General features: G+C 72.7%; 27 protein-coding genes. 14 read left to right on the top strand and 13 right to left on the bottom strand.

The genetic code is table 11. The features are described 5' to 3' along the window. Positions 1–451, bottom strand: a 451-nt coding sequence (locus CA983_RS16725) for an RNA-binding S4 domain-containing protein (RefSeq protein WP_244206935.1), incomplete at its 3' end; no start/stop codon positions are given. Positions 452–582: 131 nt separating this feature from the next. Here CA983_RS16725 and CA983_RS16720 point away from each other — a divergent pair. The 3 genes from CA983_RS16720 (at position 583) to CA983_RS16710 (ending at position 3,318) form a co-directional block, all read left to right on the top strand. After that, positions 583–1,200 (top strand): helix-turn-helix domain-containing protein, encoded by a 618-nt coding sequence (locus CA983_RS16720; protein ID WP_086601704.1) that lies wholly within the window; start codon positions 583–585, stop codon positions 1,198–1,200. Positions 1,201–1,241: 41 nt separating this feature from the next. Then, positions 1,242–2,528: an MFS transporter gene (locus CA983_RS16715; RefSeq protein WP_244206932.1), complete on the top strand. Its 1,287-nt coding sequence runs from the start codon at positions 1,242–1,244 to the stop codon at positions 2,526–2,528. Positions 2,529–2,613: 85 nt separating this feature from the next. Beyond that, a complete protein-coding gene (locus CA983_RS16710) occupies positions 2,614–3,318 on the top strand; it encodes a uracil-DNA glycosylase (RefSeq protein ID WP_086601702.1) in 705 nt (234 codons plus the stop codon). Here CA983_RS16710 and CA983_RS16705 read toward each other — a convergent pair. Beyond that, entirely contained in the window at positions 3,315–3,977 is a 663-nt protein-coding gene (locus CA983_RS16705) for a GntR family transcriptional regulator (protein WP_086601701.1), read from the bottom strand. The two genes, CA983_RS16710 and CA983_RS16705, sit on opposite strands and share 4 nt — an antisense overlap. A 177-nt stretch (positions 3,978–4,154) precedes the next feature. On the opposite strand from CA983_RS16705, the gene CA983_RS16700 reads away from it, so the two are divergent. Beyond that, positions 4,155–5,618 carry an NCS1 family nucleobase:cation symporter-1 gene (locus tag CA983_RS16700; protein WP_086601700.1) on the top strand — a complete coding sequence of 488 codons (1,464 nt, stop codon included), beginning with the start codon at positions 4,155–4,157 and terminating at the stop codon, positions 5,616–5,618. Positions 5,619–5,623: 5 nt separating this feature from the next. Continuing rightward, positions 5,624–6,349, top strand: coding sequence for an aspartate/glutamate racemase family protein (locus CA983_RS16695; protein ID WP_086601699.1), 726 nt, complete (start codon positions 5,624–5,626; stop codon positions 6,347–6,349). Between the two features lies 1 nt (position 6,350). On the opposite strand, the gene CA983_RS16690 is transcribed toward CA983_RS16695, so the two are convergent. Then, positions 6,351–6,971 (bottom strand): gamma carbonic anhydrase family protein, encoded by a 621-nt coding sequence (locus tag CA983_RS16690; protein ID WP_086601698.1) that lies wholly within the window; start codon positions 6,969–6,971, stop codon positions 6,351–6,353. A 17-nt stretch (positions 6,972–6,988) separates the two neighbouring features. Further along, positions 6,989–7,402: a RidA family protein gene (locus tag CA983_RS16685; RefSeq protein ID WP_086601697.1), complete on the bottom strand. Its 414-nt coding sequence runs from the start codon at positions 7,400–7,402 to the stop codon at positions 6,989–6,991. Between the two features lie 162 nt (positions 7,403–7,564). Between CA983_RS16685 and CA983_RS16680 the strand changes: the two genes are divergently transcribed. Further along, on the top strand, positions 7,565–8,341 hold the full coding sequence (locus CA983_RS16680; RefSeq protein ID WP_086601696.1) for a nucleotidyltransferase domain-containing protein: 777 nt from the start codon (positions 7,565–7,567) through the stop codon (positions 8,339–8,341). Between the two features lie 212 nt (positions 8,342–8,553). Then, on the top strand, positions 8,554–10,617 hold the full coding sequence (locus CA983_RS16675) for an FUSC family protein (RefSeq protein WP_086601695.1): 2,064 nt from the start codon (positions 8,554–8,556) through the stop codon (positions 10,615–10,617). On the opposite strand, the gene CA983_RS16670 is transcribed toward CA983_RS16675, so the two are convergent. Both CA983_RS16670 and CA983_RS16665 read right to left on the bottom strand, forming a co-directional pair. Then, on the bottom strand, positions 10,585–11,172 hold the full coding sequence (locus CA983_RS16670; RefSeq protein ID WP_086601694.1) for a class I SAM-dependent methyltransferase: 588 nt from the start codon (positions 11,170–11,172) through the stop codon (positions 10,585–10,587). The genes CA983_RS16675 and CA983_RS16670 overlap by 33 nt on opposite strands. Next, a complete protein-coding gene (locus CA983_RS16665) occupies positions 11,151–12,098 on the bottom strand; it encodes an endonuclease/exonuclease/phosphatase family protein (RefSeq protein ID WP_086601693.1) in 948 nt (315 codons plus the stop codon). Before CA983_RS16665 ends, CA983_RS16670 begins: the two co-directional genes overlap by 22 nt. A 134-nt stretch (positions 12,099–12,232) precedes the next feature. Between CA983_RS16665 and CA983_RS16660 the strand changes: the two genes are divergently transcribed. The 3 genes from CA983_RS16660 (at position 12,233) to CA983_RS16650 (ending at position 14,743) form a co-directional block, all read left to right on the top strand. Further along, positions 12,233–13,597, top strand: coding sequence for an amidohydrolase (locus CA983_RS16660; RefSeq protein WP_086601692.1), 1,365 nt, complete (start codon positions 12,233–12,235; stop codon positions 13,595–13,597). A 118-nt stretch (positions 13,598–13,715) separates the two neighbouring features. Further along, positions 13,716–14,405, top strand: coding sequence for a DUF899 domain-containing protein (locus CA983_RS16655; protein WP_086601691.1), 690 nt, complete (start codon positions 13,716–13,718; stop codon positions 14,403–14,405). A gap of 155 nt (positions 14,406–14,560) precedes the next feature. Beyond that, positions 14,561–14,743 carry a hypothetical protein gene (locus CA983_RS16650; RefSeq protein WP_037674458.1) on the top strand — a complete coding sequence of 61 codons (183 nt, stop codon included), beginning with the start codon at positions 14,561–14,563 and terminating at the stop codon, positions 14,741–14,743. Between the two features lie 24 nt (positions 14,744–14,767). Here CA983_RS16650 and CA983_RS16645 read toward each other — a convergent pair whose 3' ends face one another. The 3 genes from CA983_RS16645 to CA983_RS16635 all read right to left on the bottom strand — a co-directional run bounded on the left by CA983_RS16645 (position 14,768) and on the right by CA983_RS16635 (position 18,047). After that, positions 14,768–16,741 carry an ABC transporter ATP-binding protein gene (locus CA983_RS16645; protein ID WP_086601690.1) on the bottom strand — a complete coding sequence of 658 codons (1,974 nt, stop codon included), beginning with the start codon at positions 16,739–16,741 and terminating at the stop codon, positions 14,768–14,770. A 212-nt stretch (positions 16,742–16,953) separates the two neighbouring features. Beyond that, positions 16,954–17,388: a hypothetical protein gene (locus CA983_RS16640; protein ID WP_086601689.1), complete on the bottom strand. Its 435-nt coding sequence runs from the start codon at positions 17,386–17,388 to the stop codon at positions 16,954–16,956. Then, entirely contained in the window at positions 17,385–18,047 is a 663-nt protein-coding gene (locus CA983_RS16635; protein ID WP_244206930.1) for an ATP-binding protein, read from the bottom strand. Before CA983_RS16635 ends, CA983_RS16640 begins: the two co-directional genes overlap by 4 nt. A gap of 246 nt (positions 18,048–18,293) precedes the next feature. Between CA983_RS16635 and CA983_RS16630 the strand changes: the two genes are divergently transcribed. The 3 genes from CA983_RS16630 (at position 18,294) to CA983_RS16620 (ending at position 20,330) form a co-directional block, all read left to right on the top strand. Then, positions 18,294–19,154: a helix-turn-helix domain-containing protein gene (locus CA983_RS16630; protein WP_086601687.1), complete on the top strand. Its 861-nt coding sequence runs from the start codon at positions 18,294–18,296 to the stop codon at positions 19,152–19,154. Next, positions 19,155–19,409, top strand: a complete 255-nt coding sequence (locus CA983_RS16625; protein WP_020277664.1) for a DUF397 domain-containing protein — start codon at positions 19,155–19,157, stop codon at positions 19,407–19,409. Between the two features lie 108 nt (positions 19,410–19,517). Continuing rightward, complete coding sequence (locus tag CA983_RS16620; protein ID WP_086601686.1) at positions 19,518–20,330, top strand: SAM-dependent methyltransferase; 813 nt, start codon at positions 19,518–19,520, stop codon at positions 20,328–20,330. A 23-nt stretch (positions 20,331–20,353) separates the two neighbouring features. Here CA983_RS16620 and pdxR read toward each other — a convergent pair whose 3' ends face one another. Beyond that, the gene (gene pdxR, locus CA983_RS16615; RefSeq protein ID WP_086601685.1) at positions 20,354–21,766 is read right to left on the bottom strand and encodes a MocR-like pyridoxine biosynthesis transcription factor PdxR; all 1,413 of its coding nucleotides are present in this window, start codon (positions 21,764–21,766) and stop codon (positions 20,354–20,356) included. A 47-nt stretch (positions 21,767–21,813) separates the two neighbouring features. Here pdxR and CA983_RS16610 point away from each other — a divergent pair, with 47 nt between their 5' ends. Next, the gene (locus tag CA983_RS16610; RefSeq protein WP_086601684.1) at positions 21,814–22,299 is read left to right on the top strand and encodes a carboxymuconolactone decarboxylase family protein; all 486 of its coding nucleotides are present in this window, start codon (positions 21,814–21,816) and stop codon (positions 22,297–22,299) included. 50 nt (positions 22,300–22,349) lie between these two features. On the opposite strand, the gene CA983_RS16605 is transcribed toward CA983_RS16610, so the two are convergent. From CA983_RS16605 to CA983_RS16595, 3 genes are all read right to left on the bottom strand, one after another. Further along, positions 22,350–23,840 (bottom strand): glutamate synthase subunit beta, encoded by a 1,491-nt coding sequence (locus CA983_RS16605; RefSeq protein ID WP_086601683.1) that lies wholly within the window; start codon positions 23,838–23,840, stop codon positions 22,350–22,352. 139 nt (positions 23,841–23,979) lie between these two features. After that, positions 23,980–24,459, bottom strand: coding sequence for an anthrone oxygenase family protein (locus CA983_RS16600; RefSeq protein ID WP_086601682.1), 480 nt, complete (start codon positions 24,457–24,459; stop codon positions 23,980–23,982). 426 nt (positions 24,460–24,885) lie between these two features. Further along, positions 24,886–25,566 (bottom strand): DUF2293 domain-containing protein (locus CA983_RS16595; RefSeq protein WP_208636981.1); only part of this gene is annotated, 681 nt, incomplete at its 5' end.

Genomic DNA, 25,566 nt, shown 5'->3' with positions numbered 1-25,566 from the left:
GCGGGGAGTTGTCGATGTAACACTGGGCGGCCACGGGGGCGCCGACCCGCTTGCGGATCAGCCGTGTGACGACGACGACCCGTTCCCGGCCGTCGTGCCGCAGGCGCACCTCGTCACCGACGCGCACGGCGTGGGCGGGCTTCACCCGCTCGCCGTTGACGCGGACGTGTCCGCCCCGGCAGGCGGTGGCGCCCAGGGAACGGGTTTTGACGAGGCGTACGGCCCAGATCCAGCTGTCGACGCGTACGGTCCCGCCGCTCTGCGGCCCGGCGGCCTCGGCGGCAGCGATCGCCGCCGCGACCTTCGGGTCCACGGTCTTCGGGTCCACGGTCTCAGGGTCCGCGGCCTTCGGGTCTGCGACCTTCGGGTCCGCGGTTTTCGGGTCCACGGCCTTGGGGTCGACGGCCTTCATGTCGTCCGCTTCGTCGTACTCCGCGCCTTCAGAAGCCATGTCCCCGACCTTAGTCCTTCGCGTCATCTGTTCTCGGGCCGTCCGGGCAGGCAATTGCCCTCCATAGGTTTCGCAAAACAAGTTTTGCAAAACTCTTTTGGTAACTGCTGGCGGCGGCCTACCCTCCCGGCATGGACAGCGACGAGCACAGGCGCGTACTCGATCCCGAGCACGACACCGATGCCCTGAAGGCCCTCACCCACCCCCTGCGCATCAAGCTGCTCGGGCTGCTGCGGCAGGACGGGCCCGCCACGGCCAGTGAGCTCGCCGCGCGGACGGGGGAGTCGTCGGCGTCGACCAGCTACCACCTGCGGGTGCTGGCGAAGTACGCGTTCATCGCCGAGGCCGAGCATCGGGACGGGCGGGAGCGGCGCTGGCGGGCCCGGCACACCGTGACGTCCTGGAGCAACGAGGCGATGGAGTCCTCCGATGCGGGCCGTGCCTTCGTCAGCCTGGCGCGGCGGCGGCAGCTGGAGCACCTGGAGACGTCCCTCGCCCGGCACGAGGCGGACATGGCCGCCGGGCGGCTGGGCCCGGAGTGGGTGGAGCCGTCCGGGATCAGCGACCTCATGCCCCGCCTGACGGCCGAGTCGCTCACCGAGTTCTGGGACACGGTCGCCCGGAAGCTGGAGGAACTGACCGCCCGGGACGCGGAGGATCCGCGCGCCGAGCACGTCGTGCTCCTCACGGCCGGTCTGCCGCTCGCCCCGCACGACCGTGAGGACACGGATGGGGACAGCGCCTCATGACAAAGCTGCGAGAGCCGCAAGAGGCGCCAGAGGTGCCCGGGATGCAGACCGTTCGCCGCCGGTACGTCACCGTCTGCGCGCTCTTATGGCTGCCGCCGGGCCTGGGTATGGCCTCGCTGGTCCTTCTCTTCAGCGAGCGCGGCATGTCCCTCGCGGCGGTGGCGGGGCTCTTCGCCGCTCACTCGCTGACCGTGGCCGCGCTGGAGCTGCCCACGGGCGGCCTCTCGGACGTCCTCGGGCGCCGGCCGGTCCTCGCCATGGCCGGTGCCCTCAACGTGGTCGCCTTCGCCCTGGTCGGCCTCGGCACGACCGCCTGGGTACTCACGGCCGGCATGGTGCTCATGGGCGCGGCCCGTGCCCTGGCCAGCGGTACCGCCGAGGCCTGGTACGTCGACACCGTCCAGGCGCACTCCGGCCCCGACGCCGAGCTGCGGACGGGACTGGCCCGGGGCGGCTCCGCGACCTCCGCCGCACTCGCGGCCGGCATCCTGCTCGGCGGTGCCCTGCCCTGGCTGCTCGGCGTGGGGCCCGATCTCGGCGCCCGGCTGAGCGAGGCGACGTCCGGGGCGGTGCTGCCGTTGTCCGTTCCCGTGCTGCTGGGAGCCGCGGTCAGGGTCGTTTTCGTCTGCTACGTGCTGACCGTCCTGCGGGAGCCGCCGCGACCTCCGGCCACCCTGCGTTCCGTGCTGCGCGGCGTCCCGGTCACCGTCCTGGGCGGACTGCGGCTGGGCGGACGTGACGCGCTGGTCCGGCGGGTCCTGCTCACCGCCGCGGCCGTCGGCAGCGCCCTGGCCGCCATCGAACTGCTCATGCCGGGCCGTACCGTGGCGGTGACCGGGGCGACCGGCTCCGGCGCGATGGCCTATGCCGCACTCTCCTGCGCCGGCTTCGTCTGCGGCGGCGTCGGCAGTCACCTCGCGCCGCTCGCCGCCCGGGTCGCGGGCAGCGGTGAACGGGCCGTACTGGTCTGTCTCGGGGGCTGTGCGGGCGGCGTGCTGCTGCTCGGTGCCACCGCGTCCACCACGCACCTGCTCGGCACGGCCCTCGCGGTCGTCGGTTTCTGCCTGTTCCACCTCGGCATCGGTGCGGCTTCCCCGAACGGGAACGACCTGCTGCACCGCCGCGTCACCAGCGCGCAGCGCGCCACCGCCCTGTCCGTCCAGTCCCTCGCACAGCAGTTGGTCGGCGCGCTCACCGGACTGGCCGTCGGGGCGCTGCCGTCGGGGCCGCTGCCCTGGCTGCTGACCGGTGCCGTGCTGCTGTCCGGCGCCCGGCTCTGGCTCCGGCGCGCCGGCGTCCGGTCCACGCCGGTCGCGACCACCGGCTGAACCGCGCACCGGGGCGTCCGGACCGGGCCGAGGGACCCGCCTCCCCACGACGACCACGACCCCCGCCTGCGCCTACCGTGGAGTGATGGACGCCAGCGGTCTCCCTCTCCTCGACCGGCGCATCACGGACTGCCGGGCCTGCCCGCGGCTGGTCTCCTGGCGCGAGGAGGTGGCCCGGGTCAAGCGAGCCGCCTATGCGGACTGGACGTACTGGGGGCGGCCGGTGCCCGGGTTCGGGCCGCCGGACGCCCGGCTGCTGATCGTCGGACTCGCCCCCGCCGCCCACGGCGGCAACCGCACCGGCCGGATGTTCACCGGCGACCGCTCGGGGGACGTCCTGTACGAGGCGCTGTACGACGTCGGCCTCGCTTCCCGGCCCACCGCCGAGCACGCCCACGACGGCCTGGAACTGTACGGCGTGCGCGTCACCTCGCCCGTGCACTGCGCACCGCCCGCGAACAAACCCACCCCTCAGGAGCGGGACACCTGCCGCCCCTGGCTCGTGCAGGAACTGCGGCTGCTGCGTCCGACGTTGCGGGCCGTGGTCGTGCTCGGCGCCTTCGGCTGGCAGGCCGCGCTGCCCGCGTTCGCCGAGGCGGGCTGGTCCGTGCCCCGGCCGCGGCCCGCCTTCGGCCACGGGGTCCGGTACCGCCTGGACGGCCTGGAACTCTTCGGCTGCTTCCACGTCAGCCAGCGCAACACCTTCACCGGCCGGCTCACCCCGGAGATGCTGCGCGACGTTCTGCGGACGGCCGCGCGGGCGGCGGAACTGCCCACCGAAAGCGGCTAGGGAGCCTCCTCCCCGAACAGATGCCGCACCGTGGAGCGGTAGTTGGTCCGTACGTGTGTGAGCGCGTGCGCGCGGGCCCGGTCCGGGTCGCCCGAGGCGATCGCCTCGTACAGCTCCCGGTGCTCCACGAGGAGCTGAGGCCACTCCTCGTTGCGCCGGGTCATCCAGCGCAGCCGGCCGGCGACCGGTTCCAGGGCCTCGGTCAGCAGGCTGTTGCCGGCCATCGCCACGATGCGGTCGTGCAGGCGGCTGTTGAGGTCCGTGATCAGCTCGGCGTCCCCGGCCCCGGTGGCGGCGGCCGCGCGGTCGAGGAGCCCCCGGACCTCGGCCAGGTCCTGCGGTGTCGCGCGGGAGGCGGCGAGTCCGGCGGCGTAGACCTCCAGGGCCTCGCGCAGTTCGAACAGTTCCTTGACGTCGTTCGGGGTGAGACGGCGTACGACCGTGCGGCGGGGCGTCTCGAAGTGGACGAAGCCCTCGGCGACGAGCGCCCGGATCGCCTCCCGGACCGGAACGCGCGAGACGCCGAAGCGTTCCGCCAGCTCGCGTTCGACCAGGCGGTCGCCGGGACGGAGGCTGCCCGCGATGATCTCCTGCCGCAGCTCGGCCGTGACGCGTTCGCGCACCGCTCCAAGAGGTTCGATCTTCGTCATGGAGACCATCCTCGCCGAGGCGAGGCGTCTTTTACGGAGCGTTAACGAGAGCGACATCGGTCAGAACCGTTGACGGCGGGACCATGACCGGGCTTTGGTATACCAAAACCCCCCCCGCAGAGCGGACCCCGCACCGCATTCCCTCACAGAGCAGTCCTCCGACGTCCCCTCGCTCCTGGAGGCCCCGTGTCCCTCGCCGACCGTGCCGCACCCACCGGCACCCCAGCGTTCGTCCCCGATCCCCGGCTCACCAACGAAGACCTCGCGCCCGCGAAGAAGCGCAACTGGAAGGTCTTCGACCTCTTCGCCATGTGGATGTCCGACGTCCACAACCTCGGCAACTACACCTTCGCCGCCGGGCTGCTCTTCCTGGGCATGAACGTCTGGCAGATCTTCACGTCCCTGCTCGTCGGCTTCGTGATCATCTACATCGGCATGAACTGGATGGGGAAGATCGGGCAGCGCCACGGCGTCCCCTTCCCGGTCGTCAGCCGGATCGCCTTCGGCGTCTGGGGCGCCAACATCCCGGCGCTGATCAGGGCCGTGATCGCCATCATGTGGTACGGCATCCAGACCTACCTGGCCTCCGTCGCCGTCAACGTGATGCTGCTCGCGGCCTGGCCCGGCCTGGAGTCGTGGACGCACAACTCGTTCCTCGGGCTGGACGCGCTCGGCTGGGTCTCCTTCATCGCGCTGTGGCTGGTGCAGGCGGCGATCATCAGCCGGGGCATGGAATCGGTCCGCAAGTTCCAGGACTTCTGCGGTCCGGCGATCTGGCTCGTGATGATCGCGCTGGCCGTGTGGATCCTCGCCAAGGCCGGCTGGACGATCTCGCTCACCTCGACCCCGCACCCCGTCTCCGTCGGGGAGCAGTGGCGTCAGTGGTTCGGCGCGATCGGCCTGGTCCTGGCCACCTACGGCACGCTGATGCTCAACTTCTGCGACTTCTCCCGCTTCTCGCCCGACTACAAGTCGGTCAGGCGCGGCAACTTCTGGGGCCTGCCCGTCAACTCCACGGCCTTCGTGATCGTGTCGGTCATCGTCACGGCGGGCGCGTTCGAGGTGTTCGGCAAGGAGATCACCGACCCGGCCTACCTCGTCGCCGAGATCGGCAACACGTGGGTGCTGGTGCTGGGCGCGCTGACCTTCGCCATCGCCACCATGGGCGTCAACATCGTCGCCAACTTCGTCTCCCCGGCGTACGACCTCGCCAACGTCTGGCCGCAGAAGATCACCTTCAAGGTCGGCGGCATGATCAGCACGGTGGCTGCCCTGCTCGTCACGCCCTGGAACCTCTTCTCCAACCCGACCGTCGTGAACTACTTCCTCGGCGGCCTCGGTGCCTTCCTCGGCCCGCTGTTCGGCGTGATCATGCTCGACTACTACTGGGTCAAGCGCGGCCGCGTGAACGTGGACGAACTGTTCGACGCCACCCCCGGCTCCCGCTACCACTACCGCAAGGGCGTCAACCCCAAGGCACTGTGGGCCTTCCTGCCGGCGGCGGGAGTCGCGGCGGTGCTCGCGCTGGTGAAGGACTTCAGCGACGTGGCGCCGTACTCCTGGTTCATCGGCACGGCCCTCGCGGCCGGGCTGTACGCGGTCCTGTGCCGCAGCGAACGTGCCGCCGAGCGCGTGGCCGTGGAGGTCTGAGAGACGTGCGGATCGTCGTCACCAACTGCAACACCACGCAGGAGATGACCGAGGAGATCGTACGAGGTGCCCGGGCCGCCGCAGGCCCGGGCACCACCGTGACCGGACTGACCCCCGCATGGGGGCCGGAGTCCGCGGAGGGCTGGCTCGACAGTTACCTGTCCGCCGCCGCCGTCCTGGACATCCTGCGGACCTACGACGGACCGCCGTACGACGCCGTCGTCATGGCCGGTTTCGGGGAGCACGGGCGCGAGGGCGTCCGGGAACTGGTGGGCGCACCGGTCGTCGACATCACCGAGGCGGCAGCACATCTGGCCTGTCTGCTGGGCCGCCGCTACGGCGTCGTCACCACGCTGGGCAGGTCCGTCGGCCAGATCGAGGACAGCCTGGAGACGGCGGGCGTGGCGCGGAACTGCGCCGCGATCGTCGGCACGGGCCTCAACGTGCTCGACCTCGGCGACGACGAGCGCACCGAGACGGCGTTCCTGGCCGCCGCCGAGCGGGCGTGCGCGGCCGGGGCCGAGGTGCTGGTGCTGGGCTGCGCCGGGATGACGGGGTTGCAGCGGGTGGTCGGGGAGAAGCTGGGCCTGCCCGTCGTCGACGGGGTCGCCGCGGCGGTGAAACTGGCGGAGTCGCTGGTGGCGCTGGGGCTGACGACGAGCCGGGTGGGGAGCTACGCCGAGCCGCTGGCGAAACGGCGGGTGTGGGGGCGGCCGGAACACCGGCAGTAGCTCACGGTCCCTCGTGGGGGGACACGCCGTCGAGCGGGAGGTCGTCGCGGTGAGCCCCGTACAACTCCACCTGGCGGGCCATCACCTCACGCATCGAGGTGCCGCGCGGGATGCCGTACACCGTGCCGGGGAAGTCCAGCGCCTCCTGCACCTGCCACAGCTCGTCGTGCTCGCCGGGGGCGAAGAGCCGGGCCCGGGGCGCTCCCGCCGCGATCCAGCCGATGGGCAGGACGGTGCCGGGCGGCAGCACGGAGTTGACGTGCAGCACGCTGTGGATCCGCAGTTCGGACCCGGCGCTCGCGACGGCTCCCGGGAAGACGCAGGCACCGGTGGCCACGAAGACCTCGTCCTCCAGGGTCGCCCCGTTCACATGGGCGTGCGGGCCGACGAGCACCGCGTCACCGATCACCGCGGGATGCCGGGCCCGCCCCCGCACCAGGGCGTTCTCCATGACGACGACGTCCGAGCCCACCCGCACCTCCCCGTCCTCGGCGGTGAGCACGGCCCCGTGCAGCACCCGGCTGCGCTCACCGAGGACCACGGCCCCGCACAGGACGGCCGTCGGGGCGACGTACGCGGACTCGGGGACGACGGGGCGCCGCCCTCGGTGCTCGATCAACATGGCGTTCTCCTCAGGCCTCAGGCCGGCGGCTCGCCCGGCACGACCGCTGTCGCCGTAATCTCCACCAGCTGTCCCGTGTATCCGAGGCACGCCACGCCGATCAGCGTCGAGGAGTGCGGACCGGCACTGAGCCCGGACGCCTCGACGACCTCCCAGACGGCCGACAGCACGGCCGGCTCACTGCCCACGACGTACACGTCGGTCGCAACGACGTGCGCCAGATCGCTGCCGACGGCGCGCAGCTGCTCGCGAAGGTTGTCGATCACCTGCTCGGCCTGCCGCACGGGGTCTCCGGGACCGACGAGCTCGCCGTCGGCGTCCAGGGGAACGGACCCGGCGAGAAACGCGAGTCTTGTGCCGGCCTCCACGACGGAGGCGTGGGAGTAGGTGGGCGGCGGAAACAGGCTCGGGACAGTGACTCGCTGGATCACGGGGGTCTCCGATCTTCCGATCTACGGGCGGCAGCCGAGGGCAACCCACCGATCATGCGAGACCCCGGCGCGCGGACGCACCCGTATTTCGGTTCACCCCGACCAGGTGGTCCCCCTACGCTGCACCAGACCCCCGTCACCCCGCCCGCCGAGGAGCCGTGCGTGCCCACCCTCCCGGACCAGACCTTCCTCGACACCACCGCCGACCGCCTCGCCGTCCTCCCCGYCGTCCGGGCCGTCACCCTGGGCGGCTCCCGCGCCCAGGGCACCGAACGCCCGGACAGCGACTGGGACCTGGCGATCTACTACCGGGGAGCCTTCGACCCGGACGACCTCCGCGCGGTCGGCTGGGAGGGCGAGGTCTCCGAGCTCGGCGCGTGGGGCGGCGGCGTCTTCAACGGCGGCGCCTGGCTGACCGTCGACGGCCGGCGCGTGGACGTGCACTACCGCGATCTCGACGTCGTCGAACACGAGGTGGCGGAAGCGGAGCAGGGCCGCTTCCGGGTCGAGCCGCTGATGTTCCACCTGGCGGGCATCCCGACGTACCTGCTCGCCGCCGAACTGGCGATCGACAAGGTGCTGCGGGGCGAACTGCCGCGACCCGCGGCCTACCCGCCGGCACTGCGCGAGACCGCCCCGGCCCACTGGCACGGCATGGCCGCGGCCACGCTCGCCTACGCCAAGGCCGGCCACGCCCCGAAAGGCGCCGTCACTCAGATCGCGGGCGCGATCGCCCTCGCCGCGACGCAGACGGCGCACGCGGTGCTGGCGGCTCGGGGGGAGTGGGTGACCAACGAGAAGGGCCTCGTCGCGCGGGCGGGTCTGCGCGGCGTGGACGCGCTCCTGGGGAGCCTCACCAGCGCTCCGGACGAGCTCACGCAGAGGATCACCGACGTGGAGACGCTCCTGAACCGGGCCGTGGAGGCAGCGCGGAACTGACCGGGTACGGTCGTCGCCGATTGCGTTCACAAGTTCATAAGGCGATGCGTTCATCAAGCGATTGCGTTCATAAAGAACCCGGCTTTCCCGGACTCCGTCACGTTCCGGAAACCTTCCCTCCAGGAACCCGGCCTACCGTGGGCACCCACACCCCCGCCCGGCCACCGTCGCCCGAGGCCCACCCCTGCCCTCGACGAGTCGACAGGAGCCCTGTGTCCCGGTCCCGCCGTGTCCTTCCCAAGCCGCCGCCCTGGCTCGCGCATGCCCTGCGCGCTCAGCGGGGGCCGGTGCCCTGGAGCGCGGTGACGCGGGGGGCTCTGTCCGCGGGGCCGCTGTTGCTGGTGGCCGTGCAGGTCGGGCGTACCTCGCTCGGGGTCGTCGCCGCCATCGCCGCCATGCTCGCCGGGATCAACGACCGGCCCGGGAGCCGGCGGGCCTCGGTCAAGCGGATCGGGGTGCCCGCGCTGGGCGGTGCCCTGGGGATGGTGGCCGGGACCTACGCCGGGCAGCAGACCGGCGCGGTCGTGCTGACCGTCATCCTCACGTTCATCGGGCTCGTCGCCGGGAGCATCAGCGCGATCGGGCCCGTCGCGTCCGCCGTCGGGACGCAGTTGCTCGTCGCCTCGGCGATCGGGGCCGGGATGCCCCTGCCCGAGCCGGGGTGGGAACGTGCGCTCGCCTACGTCGCGGGCGCCGGGTGGCTGCTCGTGCTCCGGCTCGTGCTGCCCACGCCCGGCTCCCTCGCCGGGGACTTCCGGTTCGACGGGGAACGGAAGGCCGTCGCCGCCGTGTACGACGCCGTCGCCGAGCTGCTCGACGCCGTCGGCGGGCCCGAGGCCATCCGCCGCCGGGCCGCGCTCACCGCCGCCCTCGACCACGCGCAGGACGCCCTCGCCGGGCCCCGGCTGCGGCGGTACGCCTCCTCCTCCGCCGAGCGGCGGCTGCACGCGCAGTACGCCGCCGCCCTGCCCCTCGCCGAGGCCGCCACCGCGCTGGCGTGGGCCGGAGAGGCCGTCGCGAAGCGGGCCTCCGAGGGACCCCGGCGGCTCGCCGCCGCCGTACGCGGCAACAGCCACACCGGGCCCCTTCCCGCACCCTCCCGCTCGGCGCCCGCGCTGCGCGCCCTCGACGACGCCCTCCTGCACGCCGCCGAGGTGTTCGACCAGGGCAGGGGCGGCGATCTGCACACCCGGCCCCGTACGCCCAGGGACCGGCTGCGCGCCGCCTTCGGCAGCGCCGGACGCGAGTACGGACTGCGTGTCGCCCTCTGCTTCGGGGCCAGTTCGGCGGCCGCCCAGGCCCTGCACCAAGGCCAGTGGTACGGGCAGCACGAGCACTGGTACTGGCTGCCGGCCACCGCCGTCTTCCTCGTCAAGCCCGACCTGGGACCGCTGGCCTCGCGCGTACTGAACCGGGCCGCGGGGACCGTGCTCGGCGCCGTCCTCTTCGCCGGATTCGCCGCCGTCCTGCCCCGGCCGGAAGGGCTCATCGCGCTCGTCGCCCTCAGTGGAGCGCTCATCCCCGTCGCCACCCGGCACTTCGCCGCCCAGACCGCCGTGGTCACCGTCCTCGTCCTCGCCCTGGTCATGGTCGGCGGCGAGCCGCAGGCCTCCATGGGGCGGATCGGCGAGACGCTGCTGGCCTGCGCGATCGTGCTGATCGTCGGGCACCTGCCGATGCCGGGGCAGCGGGGCGGGGGAGTGCGCGCCCGGCTCGCCGCGGCGAGCGAGGCCGCGTACGCCTACCTCACCCACGTCCTCGACGAGGCCGACACCCCACGCATCGGCACCGCCGGCACGCCGTCCGAGCGCCGCGGCACCTCCGGCACGCCGTCCGAGCGCCCCGGCACCCCCTCCGACCACCGTGCGACCGCCGGCACCCCATCTGGCCACCGCGCCACCGCATCCGAGCACAGCGCCGCGCCCACCGGCCACCGCGCCACCGCCTCCGAGCGCCGCGTCACCCCCTCCGACCACCGCGCCACCCGCTGGACCCTGCGCCGCGAGGCCTACCGCACTCTCGCCGAGGCCCGGACGGCCATCTCCCTGTCCGCGCACGAACTGCCCGCCCTCGCCCGGCACACCGAGGGCGCGGACGAGGTGGCCGACCTCCTCGAACGCCTCGTCGACACCACCACCGCCTGCGCCGTCCACCTCGACGACACGGGAAGGATCGGCCCCGAGCACACCGAGCGCCTCACCGCCCTCCTCGACGAACTCGCCGGACCGGTCGAGCGGGTGGGGCTACGACCTCCCGGGACGTCCCTCGCCGGATAGCCGCCCGGGCCCGATCGCCCTGCCCAACACCCCCACCAGGTCGCCGCCCCGCGCGGTCGCTGCCCGGCGCACCTCGGTCGCGAACCCGTGCCCCGCGACCGCCGGTTCCACCTTCGCGGCGATCTCCCCGGCCCGCTTCCCGTCCGGCGGTTCCCAGCACAGGCACAGCAGGCCTCCTGGCGTCAGCCAGCGCCTCAGCGCGGCAAGTTCCCGGTCCGCCGGGCGGGTCCAGAAGACGTTCACATTGACGGCCAGGATCCTGTCGAAGGAGCCGGTGGCGAAGTCGGCGTCCTCCAGCGACACGGTGTGGAAGGCGGCCCTTCCGGTGGCGAGCGCGTCGCTGTTGCGGCGGCGTGCCGCCTCGACGGCCTTGGCGGAGCGGTCGATCCCGGTGACGGTGCCCGTGACGAGGCGGTCGCAAATCAGCGCGACGGCGACCCCCCGGCCGCAGCCGATCTCCAGCACCCGGTCGTCGGCCGCCGGGTCGAGGATCTGCACCGCCCAGGTCAGGCGCTCGGGGACGTCGATGGTGCTCAGCCCCCGATCCGCACCCACACCGGCGCGTGGTCCGACCCGGGCGCGCCCCGCCGCTGCGCCGGGTCGGGGCCGACCGACGGCAGACCGGGCGGGCCTTCGCCGGGCAGGCCCGTGCCTGCCGTCGTCACCCGGTGCACCAGGCGGTGGCTCACCAGCACATGGTCGATCAGCTCCCGCCGCCCGGAGTTCACGCGGGAGTAGCGCTGCCCGGGCGGGATGAGCGGGGCCACGTCCCACAGCCGGGTCGCGTCGCCCTTGTCGGCCTTCTCGTAGCCCGGCGTGCCGATCTCCGAGCCGGGCGGGCCGAGCAGGATCTGTGTGGTCGCGGCCTGCACCTCGTCGTTGAGATCGCCCAGTACGGCCACGTCCCTGCCCTGCCCGTCGCCGTCCAGGAGTTCGTCCGCGAGGGCGCGCAGGGCCGTCGCCTCGGCGGCCCGCCGGTACAGGGCGTAGGCGCCGTACCGGGCCCGTTCGCCCTCGTCGCGCGGCTGGAACCGGCCGTCCGGGTACGACAGCAGCTTCGACTTCAGGTGACAGACGGCCACCCGCAGCGGCCCGTCCTCGACCTCCACGGCGAGAAAGCCCCGCCCCGCCCGCGCCACCGTCACCCCCGAGTCGTCCACCTGCACGGGACGCAGCTCCGCCGGGAACGCCGTCGTGTCGGCCAGCACCGTCACGGCCGTACGGCTCAGGAACCCGACCCGTATGCCCCGGCTGTCCGCATGCTCGGACAGGGCGAGATGCCAGTCGTCGTCGAGCATCCCCGCCAGGTCCTTCAGGGCCTCGGGGTCCCCGACCTCCTGCACGCCCAGCAGCGTCGGGTCGAGTTCCGTGATCACGGCGGCGAGCGCGGCGAGCTTCGCCCCGTACGCCGCCTCGTCCTCGGGGCCGTACGGGCCGCCGGGCCGGTAGAGGTTCTCCAGGTTCCAGGTGCCGAGGAGCATGCCGGGCTCCTTTCAGAAGCCGACAGGCGGGGTGGTGGGACCAGGGTGCTCGCCCGGCCCGCCCCGCGACAGAGCCGCGACGGGATGTGCGGTTCGGCTCATGCCGCCCTACGACCTCGTCGTACGTTGGCGCGATGACGCCTTCTGCCGCGGACAGTCCCGCATCTCTCATCATCAGCGCATGTACCGTCCTCGTGCACGACGATCAAGAGCGCATCGGGTTCGAGGAGGACGCCGCGATCGTCGTACGGAACGGCGTCGTCGAGGCGGTGACGACCACCGCCGGGGTCGCGGGCCTGGCCGCCGCCGAACGCCTCGACGCCCGGGGCCAGGTCGCCCTGCCCGGTCTGATCAACTGTCACACGCACGCGCCGATGGTCGCGCTGCGCGGCCTCGCCGAGGATCTGCCCACCCAGGAGTGGTTCAACGACGTCGTCTGGCCCGTGGAGTCCAACCTCACGGAGAGGGACGTCGAGTCGGGGGCGCGGCTCGCCTGCGCCGAGATGATCCGTGCCGGCGTCACCTGCTTCGCCGACCACTACTTCGCCATGGACGCGGTGGCGCGAGTGGTCGCGGACTGCGGCATGCGGGCGCTGCTGGGGGAGGCCTACTTCTCCTCCCTGGGCCCCGAAGGCCGGGAGCGGTCACTGGAGTTCGCGCTCCGGCACCGCGGCTTTGCCGACGGCCGCGTCACCACCGCCCTCGCCCCGCACTCCCCTTACACGGTCGACGACACCGACCTCGCCGCCACCGCCCGGCTCGCCGGCGAACACGGCCTGCCCGTGCACCTGCACGCCGCCGAGAACCGCGACCAGACCGAGACCAGCCTCGCCCGCCACGGCGTCACCCCGATCGAGGTCCTGGAACGCACCGGCATCCTCGACACGGACGTGCTCCTCGCCCACGGCACCGGCATCGCCGACCGCGACCTGCCCGTCCTGCAGCGGGCGCCCGGTCGTACGGCCGTCGCCACCGCGCCCCGCGGCTACCTCAAGTTCGCCTGGCCCGACACCACACCGGTCCGCGCCCTGCGCGACATCGGCGTCGACGTCGGGCTCGCCACCGACGGTGCCGCTTCCAACAACTCCCTCGACGTGTGGGAGTCGATGGCCCTCACCTCCCTGGTCCAGAAGTCCTCCGAGGGCGACCCGCGCTGGCTGACCTCCCGCCAGGCCCTGCACCACGCCACCCTCCAGAGCGCCCGTGCCGTGGGTCTGGGGGACAGCGTCGGCAGCATCGCGCCGGGGCGGCGGGCGGACATCGTCCTGGTCGACCTCACCGGACCGCACACCCAGCCCGTCCACGACCTCGCCGCCACCCTCGTGCACAGCGCCCGCTCCGCCGACGTCAGCACCACGATCGTCGACGGACGGATCCTGATGCGCGACCGGACGCTGCTGACGATCGACGTGCCGGCGGTGGTACGGGAACTGGAGGAGCGCCTGCCCGCCCTCGTCGACCGCAGCCACGGCCGGCGCATCCAGGACTACGACACCTGACGTTCCGGAAGACCCCTGGCGACATTCCTTCCCTCCGAAATTCCCTCCGGGGCAGCGATGAGTTCCGTCGCTCCCGCCGGTCACCACCCACGGACGGACCGTTGCCACAGGAGGGCCCATGTCGCTTCCGGAGATCGTCTCGCGTGAGCAGTGGCGCGCGGCGCGCGCGGAACTGCTGGTCAAGGAGAAGGCCGCCACCCGCGCGCGGGACGCGCTCAACGCCGAGCGGCGCGGACTGCCCATGGTGGAGGTCGACGAGGAGTACGTGTTCGAGGGCGGGGACGGCAAGGCCACCCTGCTCGACCTGTTCGAGGGCCGGCACCAGCTCGTCGTCTACCACTTCATGTTCGCGCCCGAGTGGGACGCCGGCTGCCGCAGCTGCTCCGGATTCCTGGACCAAATAGGGCATCTCGCCCATCTCGAGGCCCGCGGTACGTCGTTCGCGGCCGTGTCCCGCGCGCCGTACCCGAAGATCCTGCCGTTCAAGGCGCGGATGGGCTGGACGGTGCCCTGGTACTCGTCCTACGACAGCGACTTCAACCACGACTTCGAGGTGACCCTCGAATGCGAGGGCGAGCTCGTCGAGCGCCCCGGCCTGAGCTGCTTCCTGCGGGACCGCGACCGGGTCTTCCACACCTACTCGACGTATGAGCGCGGCCTCGACGGCCTCGGCTCGACCACCAGCCTGCTTGACCTCACCGCACTGGGCCGCCAGGAGGAGTGGGAGGACCCCAAGGGGCGCGCGTCGGCCCTTGGGGCACCTGCGGGAAGTGAGCGCATCAGGTATCACGACGAGTACGACGACTGATACGGAAAGTGAACAGATCGGCCAAAGGGCTGAGAGGTTTGTCACACTCGGCGGTGAACGAGTGTCAACTACGTCTCAGAACCGTCACTTCGCGAGCCGTTCACCCCATGGTTGGCGTTTAACTCTACGAGTACAGCGCGACATGGAGGTGCAGGGTGAACGGGCGAACAGTGCTCGAGAGCTTTCCCGCCGGTGGGCCGCGTGGCTCCTGGCCGGCGGAGGAGTTCGCGCAGGCGCGGCGTCTGGAGGGCCTGCCTGCCGAGGTCGTCATGGACCTCGCGACGGACATGTTCCTGGTGATCGTGCGCAGCGGGGACGGTGCCGACGCCGCGGCCTGACGCGTGCCCCGAGGGGGGCATGGCTCAGCCCGCCTTCGGCGACGGCATCTTGGGGACCGGCTGGACCGGCGGGACCGTGGTGGGTGACGTGGCGAACTGCTCCGCCTGGAGCGCGTACAGCTCGGCGTAGAGACCGCCGGTCGCCAGCAGTTCCTCCGGAGCCCCGGATTCCACGAGCCGGCCCTGGTCCAGGACGTGCACCAGATCGGCGTGGCGTACGGACGCCAGCCGGTGCGTGATCAGTACGACCGTCTGGCCGCTGTCGGCCAGGGCGCGGATCCGCTCGAAGACCTCCAGCTCGGCCCGGGCGTCCAGGGCCGCCGTCGGCTCGTCCACGATCAGGATGCGGCCCCTGCGGTAGGCCGCCCGGGCGATGCCCAGCCGCTGCCACTGGCCGCCCGACAGTTCGTGCCCGCCGCTGAAGTTGCGGGCGAGCAGCGTGTCCAGCCCGCGCGGCAGGTCCGCGATCACCGTCTCGGCCCCGGCCTCGGCGATCGACTCGGCCAGCCGTTGTTCGCACACCGGCACCGACGTGCGCCCCAGGGCGACGTTCACCCGGGCCGTGAACGGCCACCGCTTGAAGTCCTGCGCCACCATCGCGATCCGCTCGGCCAGCCGGTGCCGGTCGGCGGTCGCCGCGTCCACGCCGTCCCACAGGATCCGCCCCTTCTCCGGCGTGTAGAGCCCGGCGAGCAGCTTGACCAGGGTCGTCTTGCCGGAGCCGTTCTCGCCGACCAGCGCCACGATCCGGCCCAGCGGGAGGGTGAGCGACACGTCGTCGAGGGCGGGGCGGGCGGAGTCGCCCGGGTAACGGAACGTGACGTTCTCGAAGCGGATCTCGCGCGGGTTCTCCGGCAGCGGCAGGCCGCCCGCCGGGATGGCCCGCTGGGCCGCCTCCGTATACAGCCGTTGCAGGTCGCCGACGAAGAGGGCCTCCTCGTGCAGCGCGTTGACCTCCACGACGAGCGTGTCGAGGCTCTGCGAGCCGGTCCGGATCGCGATCACGGCCGTACCCGCCACCGAGAGGGCCATCGCCCCGGCCAGCAGCAGCCCGCCGAGCGTCGCGTACGTCGCCACCGTCGCCAGGCCCGTCCACGCCGCCGCGATCAGGCCGGTGCGGGCGGCGAGCCCGGCCAGCCGGGCCTGCTCGGCCTCCGCCGTCTCCGACATCGCGCGGAAGTGCCGCAGCAGGAACGCGCCCACCCCGTGCACCCGGATCTCGGGGGCCGCCTCGGGCTCGATCAGCAGATTGCCGAGCAGCCGGCCCGCACGGGCGTGCTGCACCCAGGCGTGGAAGGACTCGTAGCGCCGCCGGGCGACGGTCAGCGCGCTCCAGGCGCTCGGCAGCGTCATCGTCACCAGCAGCGGCAGGAGCGCCGGGTGCAGCACGGTCAGGACACCGGCCGCCGCGACCAGCGAGATCATCGCGTTGATCACACGCGTCCCGTACATGATCATCCGGCGGGCGGAGGCCGCCCCGTACTGCGCGGTGTCCAGCAGCTTGTGGAAGGCGTGGTCCTCGATCGCGGCCAGCTCGACGGCCGCTGCCCGCTCCAGGTACCGCTCGGTCGCCACCCGCTCCACCTTCGGCTCCAGCCGTCCGGTGGCGTAGGTGCTCGCGGCCCGCAGCAGCGCCGCGAGCAGCATCACGGCGGCCACCGTGACCAGCGCGGGGACGGCGCCGCGCAGCCGGTCGTCGATCGGGCCGCCGCCCATCAGCCGGGCCAGCACGCTGTTGACCGCGAGCAGTGCCACCGCCTGCGCCACGCCCCGGCCCGCCTCGGCGGCCAGCACGACCCGCGCGGCGCCCCGGTCGGCCTGCCGGGCGAGCCGGAGACTGGACGCCAGCAGGGACGGCAGCCGGCTGATCATGGCGCGGAAGTTCAGCTCCAGGAACGCGTCGGCGTGCTGGTTCCAGCCCATGTCGTAGCGCAGCGGTCCGCCGAAGAGCAGCCGCTCCGACTCGGACACCTCCGGCGCGGTCCGCTTCTTCGCCACCGTCGACCGACCTCCCTGTTTGTGCCCCGCTCTTGGCCGAACGGTCACTATCGCGGGGGCGGAGGCCGCCCGGGCAGGGCGCAGCCCGGGGCGCCGGAGGCGCGCGGGCGCACGACCCGGCCGGGGGAAGCGTGGGGCGGCGCGGAGTCGCAGGGGTGGTGCGTATGCCTCGGCAGAGCCGTGCCCTACGAGCCGGACAAGCTGGACGAGCCCTAGGCGCTGACCGGCCGCGACCAGGCCGGAGCGGTCCCCGTCACGCGGCACAGGGCGAGATACAGCGGTATCGGCGGGGTGTACGGCAGCCTGCCGTCCGGGCGGTGGATCAGTTCGGGCAGCTCGGGGACGTCCGGGACGACCGCGCCGGCGGCGTACTGCGCCGGGGCGGGCCACTCCAGGGCGTGGTCGGAGTCGGACGGCACCAGCCACCACCAGTGCGTCTCGTCGGCGTAGACGCAGCCCACGCGGGGCAGCCGGGGCATGACCAGCGGGCCGAAACGGGCGGGTACGGCGACCGCGTCGCAGCCGAGCGGGGCGGTCATGCCGTCGGGGACGGGCAGCCGCAGCGTCGGACCCGCCGTCCGTAGCTCGCGCCGGAGGCGGGTCAGGGTGTCCAGGTTCAGGACGCGGCCACCGCGTCCGCGGCTCATGCCGGTCCCCGCTCTCGGCGTCGCTCCTGCGGGGGAACCTCCTGGGCGCCCTTCGCATGGCGCGCCCGGTCTGCTTCGTCCCCGTCGCCCGAGTCGTCGGACGGCCCCGGCTTGGGACGGGTGCCCCAGCCCAGGTCGTTCCGGGGCTGCGCCGCCTCGCCCGGGGTGTCCGCCGTGCGCGGCAGCTCGGCCCAGACCAGCAGCCCGGGGCCGTGCTCATGGGCACCCCAGGCGTCGCAGAGGGCGTCGACGAGAAGCAGTCCCCTCCCGTGCTCCTCCTCGGGCCGGGTGCGGCCGGCCGCGTGGGGCTGGCCCGGGGCGCAGCCCTCGTCACGCACGGCTATCCGGACCAGGTCGTCCCCGTCGTGCAGCTCGCACACTATGTGCGTGCTCGCCGTGTGCACGATGGCGTTGGTGACCAGCTCGGAAACCACCAGGGCCGCGCTGTCGCAGGTGTCCTCGCACACCGACCAGCCGGTCAGCCGGGCCCGCGTCAGGCGTCTGGCCTGTGCGGGAGAACCCGGATGTGCGGCCAGCTCGAAACGGAACCGGCGCTCGGCAGCGGCCCCGACGGGGCTTGCTTCCGAGGTGGCACCCAGGCCGAGAGGGCCTGCGGCGGCGTCTGTTCCTAAGGGCGCGGACGGAATCACGCTTGCCACTATCGCCCCGCCGTGAACACTTGGCAAGTGTCACTCTGAAAATTGCAGAGTGCTGTGTGACGGTCTGGAAGGCCGTGGCACACTGCTCGCAACAGCACCTCTCGCGGCGCCAGTTGAGATCGTCGCAGACATGTTCGAAACGCGTGTTCGGATACTCGGCTCTTCGAAACGGTCTTCGAATGGCGCCGCCGGGCTGTCAGCGTTCTTTTGTGGCCGGCTCGTCAGAACTCTTCGTGGAGGTGGAGCGTGAGCGAACCGCGGTCCGCGCCGACGGTGGGCCAGGTCGTTCTCGGCCGGCGCCTGCTGGACCTGCGGGAACGCGCCGGGATGAAGCGCGAGGAGGCCGCCCGCATCCTCCGCGTCGCCCCCGCCACGGTCCGTCGTATGGAGATGGCCGAGGTCGCGCTCAAAATCCCGTATCTGCAACTGCTCCTGAAGGCCTACGGAATCTCGGACGAGGAGGCCGACGCCTTCGTCCTGCTGGCCGAGGAAGCGAACAAGCCCGGCTGGTGGCAGCGTTTCCACGACATCCTGCCCGGCTGGTTCTCGATGTATGTGAGCCTGGAGGGCGCGGCCGCCGTCATCCGCAGCTACGAACCGCATTTCGTCCCCGGGTTGTTGCAGACGGAGGAGTACGCGCGCGGCGTCCTCCGGTCGGGCGCCATCGGCCAGACCCGGCCCGACGACATCGAGCGCCATGTCGCCCTGCGGATGCAGCGTCAGGAACTGCTCACCCGCGAGGACGCGCCCCGGCTGTGGGTCGTGATGGACGAGACCGTGCTGCGGCGCCCGGTCGGCGGCCCGGAGGTGATGCGTGCCCAGATCGACAGACTGCTCGAGGCCACGAAGCTGCCCAATGTGACGTTGCAGGTCGCCCAGTTCGCCAGTGGGCCGCACCCGGGTACGTACGGGCCGTTCGTGCTGTTCCGATTTGCCATGCCCGAACTGCCGGACATGGTCTACAGCGAGTACCTGACCGGCGCGGTCTACCTCGACGCGCGCGCCGAGGTGGCGACCCACCTCGAGGTCATGGACCGCATGGCGGCGCAGGCCGCTACGGCACATCGCACGAAGGAGATCCTCCGGGATCTCCGCAAGGAGCTGTGAATGGATCGCATCAAGCCGCGCAAACACGTCTACAACGGCATGCCCGCGCGCGACTTGGGCAGCGAAGGCTGGCACAAGCCGTGGAGCGGCGGGAACGGCGGGAACTGCCTGGAGGCGATGAAGCTCGCCGACGGCCGGATCGCCGTGCGGCAGTCCACCGACCCGGACGGTCCGGCGCTGATCTACACCACGGACGAGATGACGGCCTTCATCGAAGGGGCGAAGGCGGGGGAAGCGGACTTCCTGCTGTCCTGAGGTGATGGCCGATTCTGCTGCCCTCTGCCGTCTTCTGCCGCTCTCTGTGGCTCAACCTCCTTACGCTGGTGCTGAATTGATCACCCTTTGTGTCTTATGGAGTGCCTCATGACCGGGCAGGACCCCACCTCGGCCGTCGCGATCGACACGAGCAGACCGCATCCGGCGCGGATGTACGACTGGTACCTCGGCGGCAAGGACAACTACCCGGTCGACGAGGAGATGGGCCGGCAGATGCTCACCCTCGACCCCAGGGTGCCGGTCATGGCGCGGGTCAACCGCGCGTTCATGCACCGGGCCACACGCTGGCTGGCAGGGAACGGCGTACGGCAGTTCCTGGACATCGGCACGGGCATCCCGACCGAGCCCAACCTCCACCAGGTCGCCCAGCAGACCGCCCCCGACGCCCGGGTCGTCTACTGCGACAACGACCCCATCGTGCTGGCCCACGCGGCGGCCCTGCTGCGCGGCACGGACGAGGGGGCGACCGAGTACCTCCAGGCCGATGTGCGCGACCCGGACGCCATCCTGGAGGGCGCGAGGAAGGTCCTGGACTTCACCCGGCCCGTCGCGCTGTCGCTCATCGCGCTGCTGCACTTCGTCCCCGACGAGGACGGCGCGCACGACCTGGTCCGCCGGCTGCTCGCCGAACTGCCCTCCGGCAGCTACCTCGTCATCACCCACGCCACGGCCGACTTCACGCCGGAGGAGTCCAAGGCGGCCACCGAGAAGCTCCGCGCCGCCGGTGTCACCCTGGCCTTGCGCTCCCGCGCGGAGTTCACCCGCTTCTTCGACGGCCTCGACCTCGTCGAGCCCGGCGTCGAGGTACCCCACCGCTGGCACCCCGAACTGGGCGAGCCGGTACCCGGGCAGGACGACGGGGTGATTCCGGGATACGGGGCGGTGGCACGCAAGGCCTAGTTTTCCGAGGGCTCACGGGCCGGTCACGGCGGCGGCAGCGCACGGCACAGCGCCTCCAGGGCACGCCCGTACGCGTGCTCGGAGGGAGTCGCGTACCCCACGACGAGGCCGTCGCCCGCCGTCATGTCCGTGTCCGGGTGCCGGAACGCGGCGAGGCCGTCGAGGGCGATGCCCTGCCAGGCGGCGGCCTTGACCGCGGACGTCTCGGTGCCGGGCGGCAGCCGCAGCACCGCGTGCAGCCCGGCCGCGATACCGGTGGCCTCGATGTGCGGCGCGTGCTCGGCGAGCGCCGCGACGAGCCGGTCCCGGCGGCCGCGGTAGCGCTGCCGCATACGCCGTACATGACGGTCGTACGTCCCGGAGACGACGAAGTCCGCGAGGCTCAGCTGGTCGAGGACGCTCGCCCACGCCTCCCGGTCCCCCTTGACGGCAAGGACGGCGTCGACGTACCGCTCCGGGAGCACCATCCAGCCCAGCCGCACCGCCGGCGACAGGCTCTTGCTGACCGAGCCGATGTGGATCACGCGCTCGGGGTCGAGGCCCTGGACGGCACCGACCGGCTTGCGGTCGTACCGGAACTCCCCGTCGTAGTCGTCCTCCAGGACCAGCCCGCCACGCGCGCGTGCCCAGTCGATCACGGCGGCCCGGCGGGCGGCGTGCAGCGGGCCGCCGGTCGGGAACTGGTGCGCCGGCGTGAGCAGCACGGCACGCTCGCGCCCCAACCGGTCGACCCGGGCGCCGTGTTCGTCGAGGGGGAGCGGCACGGTCCGCACACCGGCCGCCGCGAGGACCTCCCGGTGGAATCCGAGCCCGTACGCCTCCACCGCCAGGGGCCCGCGCAGGACGCCCCCTCCGAACAGCAGCCGCAGCGCGTGCGCGAACCCGGAGCAGATCACGATCCTGCCCGGCTCGGCGCGCACCCCACGCGCGCGTGCCAGGTACTCCGTGAGCGCCTCCCGCAGTTCGATCCGGCCGGCCGGGTCACCCGGGCCGAACACCTCGTTGGGCGCCTGCTGGAGCGCCCTCCGGTAGGAGGCCAGCCATGCCGTGCGCGGGAACGACGAGGCGTCGGGCGTGCCCTGCGTCAGGTCGTGCCGGGGCCCACGCGCGCGTGGAGGTGCCTTTCGGGGCACGCGGGCGGCGGGCCGCAGTGGCTCGGCACGCTCCGCGACCCGGGTGCCCGAGCCCTGCCGGGCGGTGAGCCAGCCCTCCGCGACGAGTTCCGCGTACGCGTCGGCCACCGTGTTGCGGGCGACGCCGAGATCGGCCGCGAGCGAGCGGTACGGCGGCAGCCGCGTGCCCGGAGCGAGCCGCCCGCTGCGTACGGCCTCCCGCAGGGCCCGGATCAGCGCCGCGCGCCGGCCGCCCGGCCCGGTCAGCTCCAGATGCAGGTCGGCCCCGATCCGTTCCGCGGAATTGACCCACGAAGTCGCCATGGAAATGCACCCTACAACGGGTCTTTCAGGCTCGTAGGTTGAGGGACATGACGACACACACGAGCACGAACAGCACGCAGGTGAAGGCGCCCCGGCTGGAGTTCGCCAAGTCCGCCCCGAAGGCCTTCCGGGCCCTCGTCGCCTTCGACGCCGCGGCCCGTGAGGGCCTCGACCCGGCCCTCGTCGAACTGATCCAGATCCGCGCCTCGCACCTCAACCACTGCGCGTACTGCCTGCACATGCACACCAACGACGCGCGCAAGGCCGGCGAGAGCGAGGACCGGCTGCACATGGTCGCCGTGTGGCGCGAGGCCCGGCACTTCTTCACCGAGCGCGAGCAGGCGGCGCTCGCCCTCACGGAGGCGATGACGCTCGTCGCCGACGCGGGCGTCCCGGACGAGGTCTACGCAGAGGCCGCCGCGTTGTTCGACGAGCGCGAACTGGCCCAGGTCCTCGCCCTGATCTGCACGATCAACACCTGGAACCGGGTGGCGCTGTCGACGGGGAAGGTGGCGGGGACGGACGAGCGGTGACGCTCCGGCGTCTCGGGGGACCCTCCGGCGTCTCGGGGGACGCGGCGCTTCTACACCGCCATGGGCCGGTCGTACGGTCCGATCGGTGACGGCAGCCTCGAACTGCCCGTCAGATACCGGTCGACCGCCGCCGCCACCGCCCGCCCCTCGGCGATCGCCCAGACGATGAGCGACTGGCCCCGGGCGGCGTCCCCCGCGGCGAACACCCCGGGCACGTTCGTGGCGAACCCGGCGTCACGCGCGATCGTGCCGCGGGGCTCCATTTCCAGCCCGAGCTGGTCGACGAGCCCGTCCCTGCGGTCGGGCCCGGAGAAGCCGAGGGCGAGCAGCACGAGGTCGGCGGGGAGCGTCCGCCCGGTGCCCTCCACCGGGCGGCGCCGCGCGTCCACCTCGACCAGGTGCAGCGACCGCACATGGCCCGCCGCGTCACCGTCGAAGCGCAGCGTGGACGCCGCGAACAGCCGCGCGTCCGCGTCGGCCACCGGGGCCGCCCGCAGGTCACGGGCCTCCTCGTGCGCGGCCGACAGCCGGTAGATCCGCACCGGATACGTCGGCCAGGGCTCGGCGTCCTCGTCGCGCTCGGTGTCCGGCAGCGCGTAGATGTCCAACTGGGTCACGGACGCGGCGCCCTCCCGGACGGCCGTGCCCAGGCAGTCGGCCCCGGTGTCGCCGCCGCCGACGATGACGACGTGCTTCCCGGCGGCCGACAGCGGGGACGTCTCCAGATCGCCCTCGCACACCCGGTTGGCCAGCGGGAGGTATTCCATCGCCTGGTGGATGCCCGTCAGCTCCCGCCCCGGCACGTCGAGTTCACGCCACGCGGTCGCCCCCGTGGCGAGCACCACGGCGTCGTAGCGAGTCCGCAGGTCATCGCCCGTGATGTCCCGCCCGACCACCGTCGACGTACGGAACTTGGTCCCCTCGGCCCGCATCTGCTCCAGCCGCCGCTCCAGATGGTGCTTCTCCATCTTGAACGCGGGGATGCCGTACCGCATCAGCCCGCCGAGCCGGTCGTCCCTCTCGTACACGGCGACCGTGTGCCCGGCCCGGGTCAGCTGCTGGGCCGCGGCCAGCCCGGTGGGCCCCGAACCGATCACCGCGACCGTCTTGCCGGACAGCCGCTCCGGCGGCCTCGACGGCGCGAAGCCCTCCTCCCACGCCCGGTCGGCGATCGCGCACTCGACGTTCTTGATGGTGACGGCCGGCTGGTTGATCGCCAGCACACACCCCGCCTCGCACGGCGCCGGGCACAACCGGCCGGTGAACTCCGGGAAGTTGTTCGTGGCGTGCAGCCGGTCCGCGGCCGCCCGCCAGTCCTCCCTCGACACCAGGTCGTTCCACTCGGGGATCAGGTTGCCCAGCGGGCAGGCCTCGTGGCAGAAGGGGATGCCGCAGTCCATGCAGCGGTCGGCCTGCTTGCTGATGATCGGCAGCAGCGCCCCCGGGACATAGACCTCGTCCCAGTCCCGGACCCGTTCCTCGACGGGCCTGCGCGGCCAGTCCTGGCGGGGGGTGGTCATGAAACCCTTGGGGTCGGCCATGGCCGTCTTCCTTGCGTGCGCGGGTGACAGGCCGTGCGTCGTCGGGCGGCACTCCTTCCGGCAACGATACGTCCACGGCGGCCCACCCGCAGGGGGCGGTCACGCCCGCGGGAGGGCGGGACAGCGTCTGCCCGCGGGCTCAGGTGAGTGCCAGCACGTACGCCACCGCAGCACCTGCCGAGGCGGCCGTGCGGACGTGGTTCCACATCGTCCACTCGCGCACATACGCCGGCCAGTACGCGGCCGCCTCCGGCGTGCCCGGCTCCAGCCCGGCCAGCGCGTCGTTGCGCGGCACGTTCGCGATCACGGTGAGCCCGAACGAGCCGAACAGGTACAGCGCGCTGCCCACCAGCAGCTCCACCGTCCCCTCGTCCGGCCACAGCACGAACGTCACCACGGCGATCACCGCGCACAGCACGGCCGACCCGAGGAACAGGACCATGAAGGGCGGTGTCACCGCGGCCACGTTGATCGCGTTCATCGCGGCGACCCCCTGCGCCGGCGGCAGCGTGGCGAGGCCCCGCATGACGAAGGTCGAGAAGCCACAGAACACCCCGGCCACCAGGCCGGTCCCGAGCACACCCAGCACCGTCACCACGAAGTACGGTCCGTCGATCATGTCAGCCTCTCCCACCCGTTGAGCCGGGATCCTGCCCCGGCACCCTTCCTCACCACAAGTGAAATCCCGTACGAGCACGGTGACCGTGGCCGAGCGGCGCGGCGCCGAACGCGTACGTCCCAGCGGCGCGGGGCCGTACGCGTACGTCCACGGTCCACGCAGGGCCGGGGCCAGGACTCGGTGGCCACCCGGCACGCGAGCGCCACCGTATGGCCGACCGGCCGCGCCGCCGCGGCGACCTGCCGAGCGGGGCGATCCTCCGATCGCATGTCGTGGCGGCCCGGCAAGGGGGGCGATTCTCCGGCCGCATGTCGTGGTGGCCTGGCGAGGGGGGCGATCCTCCGCCGCATGTCGTGGCAACTGCCGTGCAGGCGAACCTCCGGCCGAACCTCCGGCCCACGGTGGCGCCACCGGCCCCGGACCGGGTCACCCGGCGGAACCGAGCCCCGCCTCGGTCCACCCCCTCAGCACCGTCTCCACCGTCGCCGCGATCCGCCGCCGCGCCTCGTGCCGCGGCACCCCGCTCATCAGCAGCCGGTCGTACGGCGTGTCCAGATGCCGTACGGACGCCACGACCGCCGAGGTCATCGCCCCCTCCGTCAGCGCCCGCCCGGCCGCGCTGCGGCCCACCCGCCCGCTGCCCCGCTCCGAGGCGTGCGCGGCGATGGCCCACGCACGGTCGGCCGGGCATCCGGGGAACAGCCGCCGTATCTCCGCCGCGAACGCCTGGGCGAACACGGCGTCCTGAGCCGCCCGCCGCCGCGCGTCCCGCACGCGGCGCCGCCGCCGCGCCTCGGCGTCCTCGAGGCACCGCTGCTCGGCCCTCGCGAGCGCCGCCTCCTCGACCAGAACGCCCTGCCGCTCGTAACGGCTCTTGCGCCGGTTGAACCGCACGACCACCGCCGACAGCGCGCTCTCCTCCCGCGATCTGCGCGTCAGCGYCGTGTCGCCGCTCGGCAGGAACACCAGATGCCCGAGGTCGGCACAGTCGAGGCAGCGCGGGACACCGTCCTCGAGGACGAGCAGCGGCAGCGGCCCTCGCCGGCACTCGGCGCAGTGCCGCCGCTTGAGGGGCTGGAAGACGAGAAGTCCGGTGTGGGGCGGGAG

The sequence above is a fragment of the Streptomyces swartbergensis genome, from assembly GCF_002148965.1.
Taxonomy (GTDB): domain Bacteria; phylum Actinomycetota; class Actinomycetes; order Streptomycetales; family Streptomycetaceae; genus Streptomyces; species Streptomyces swartbergensis.
Note: the sequence above shows the minus strand (reverse complement) of the source record. Positions and strands in the feature narration are given on the sequence as shown.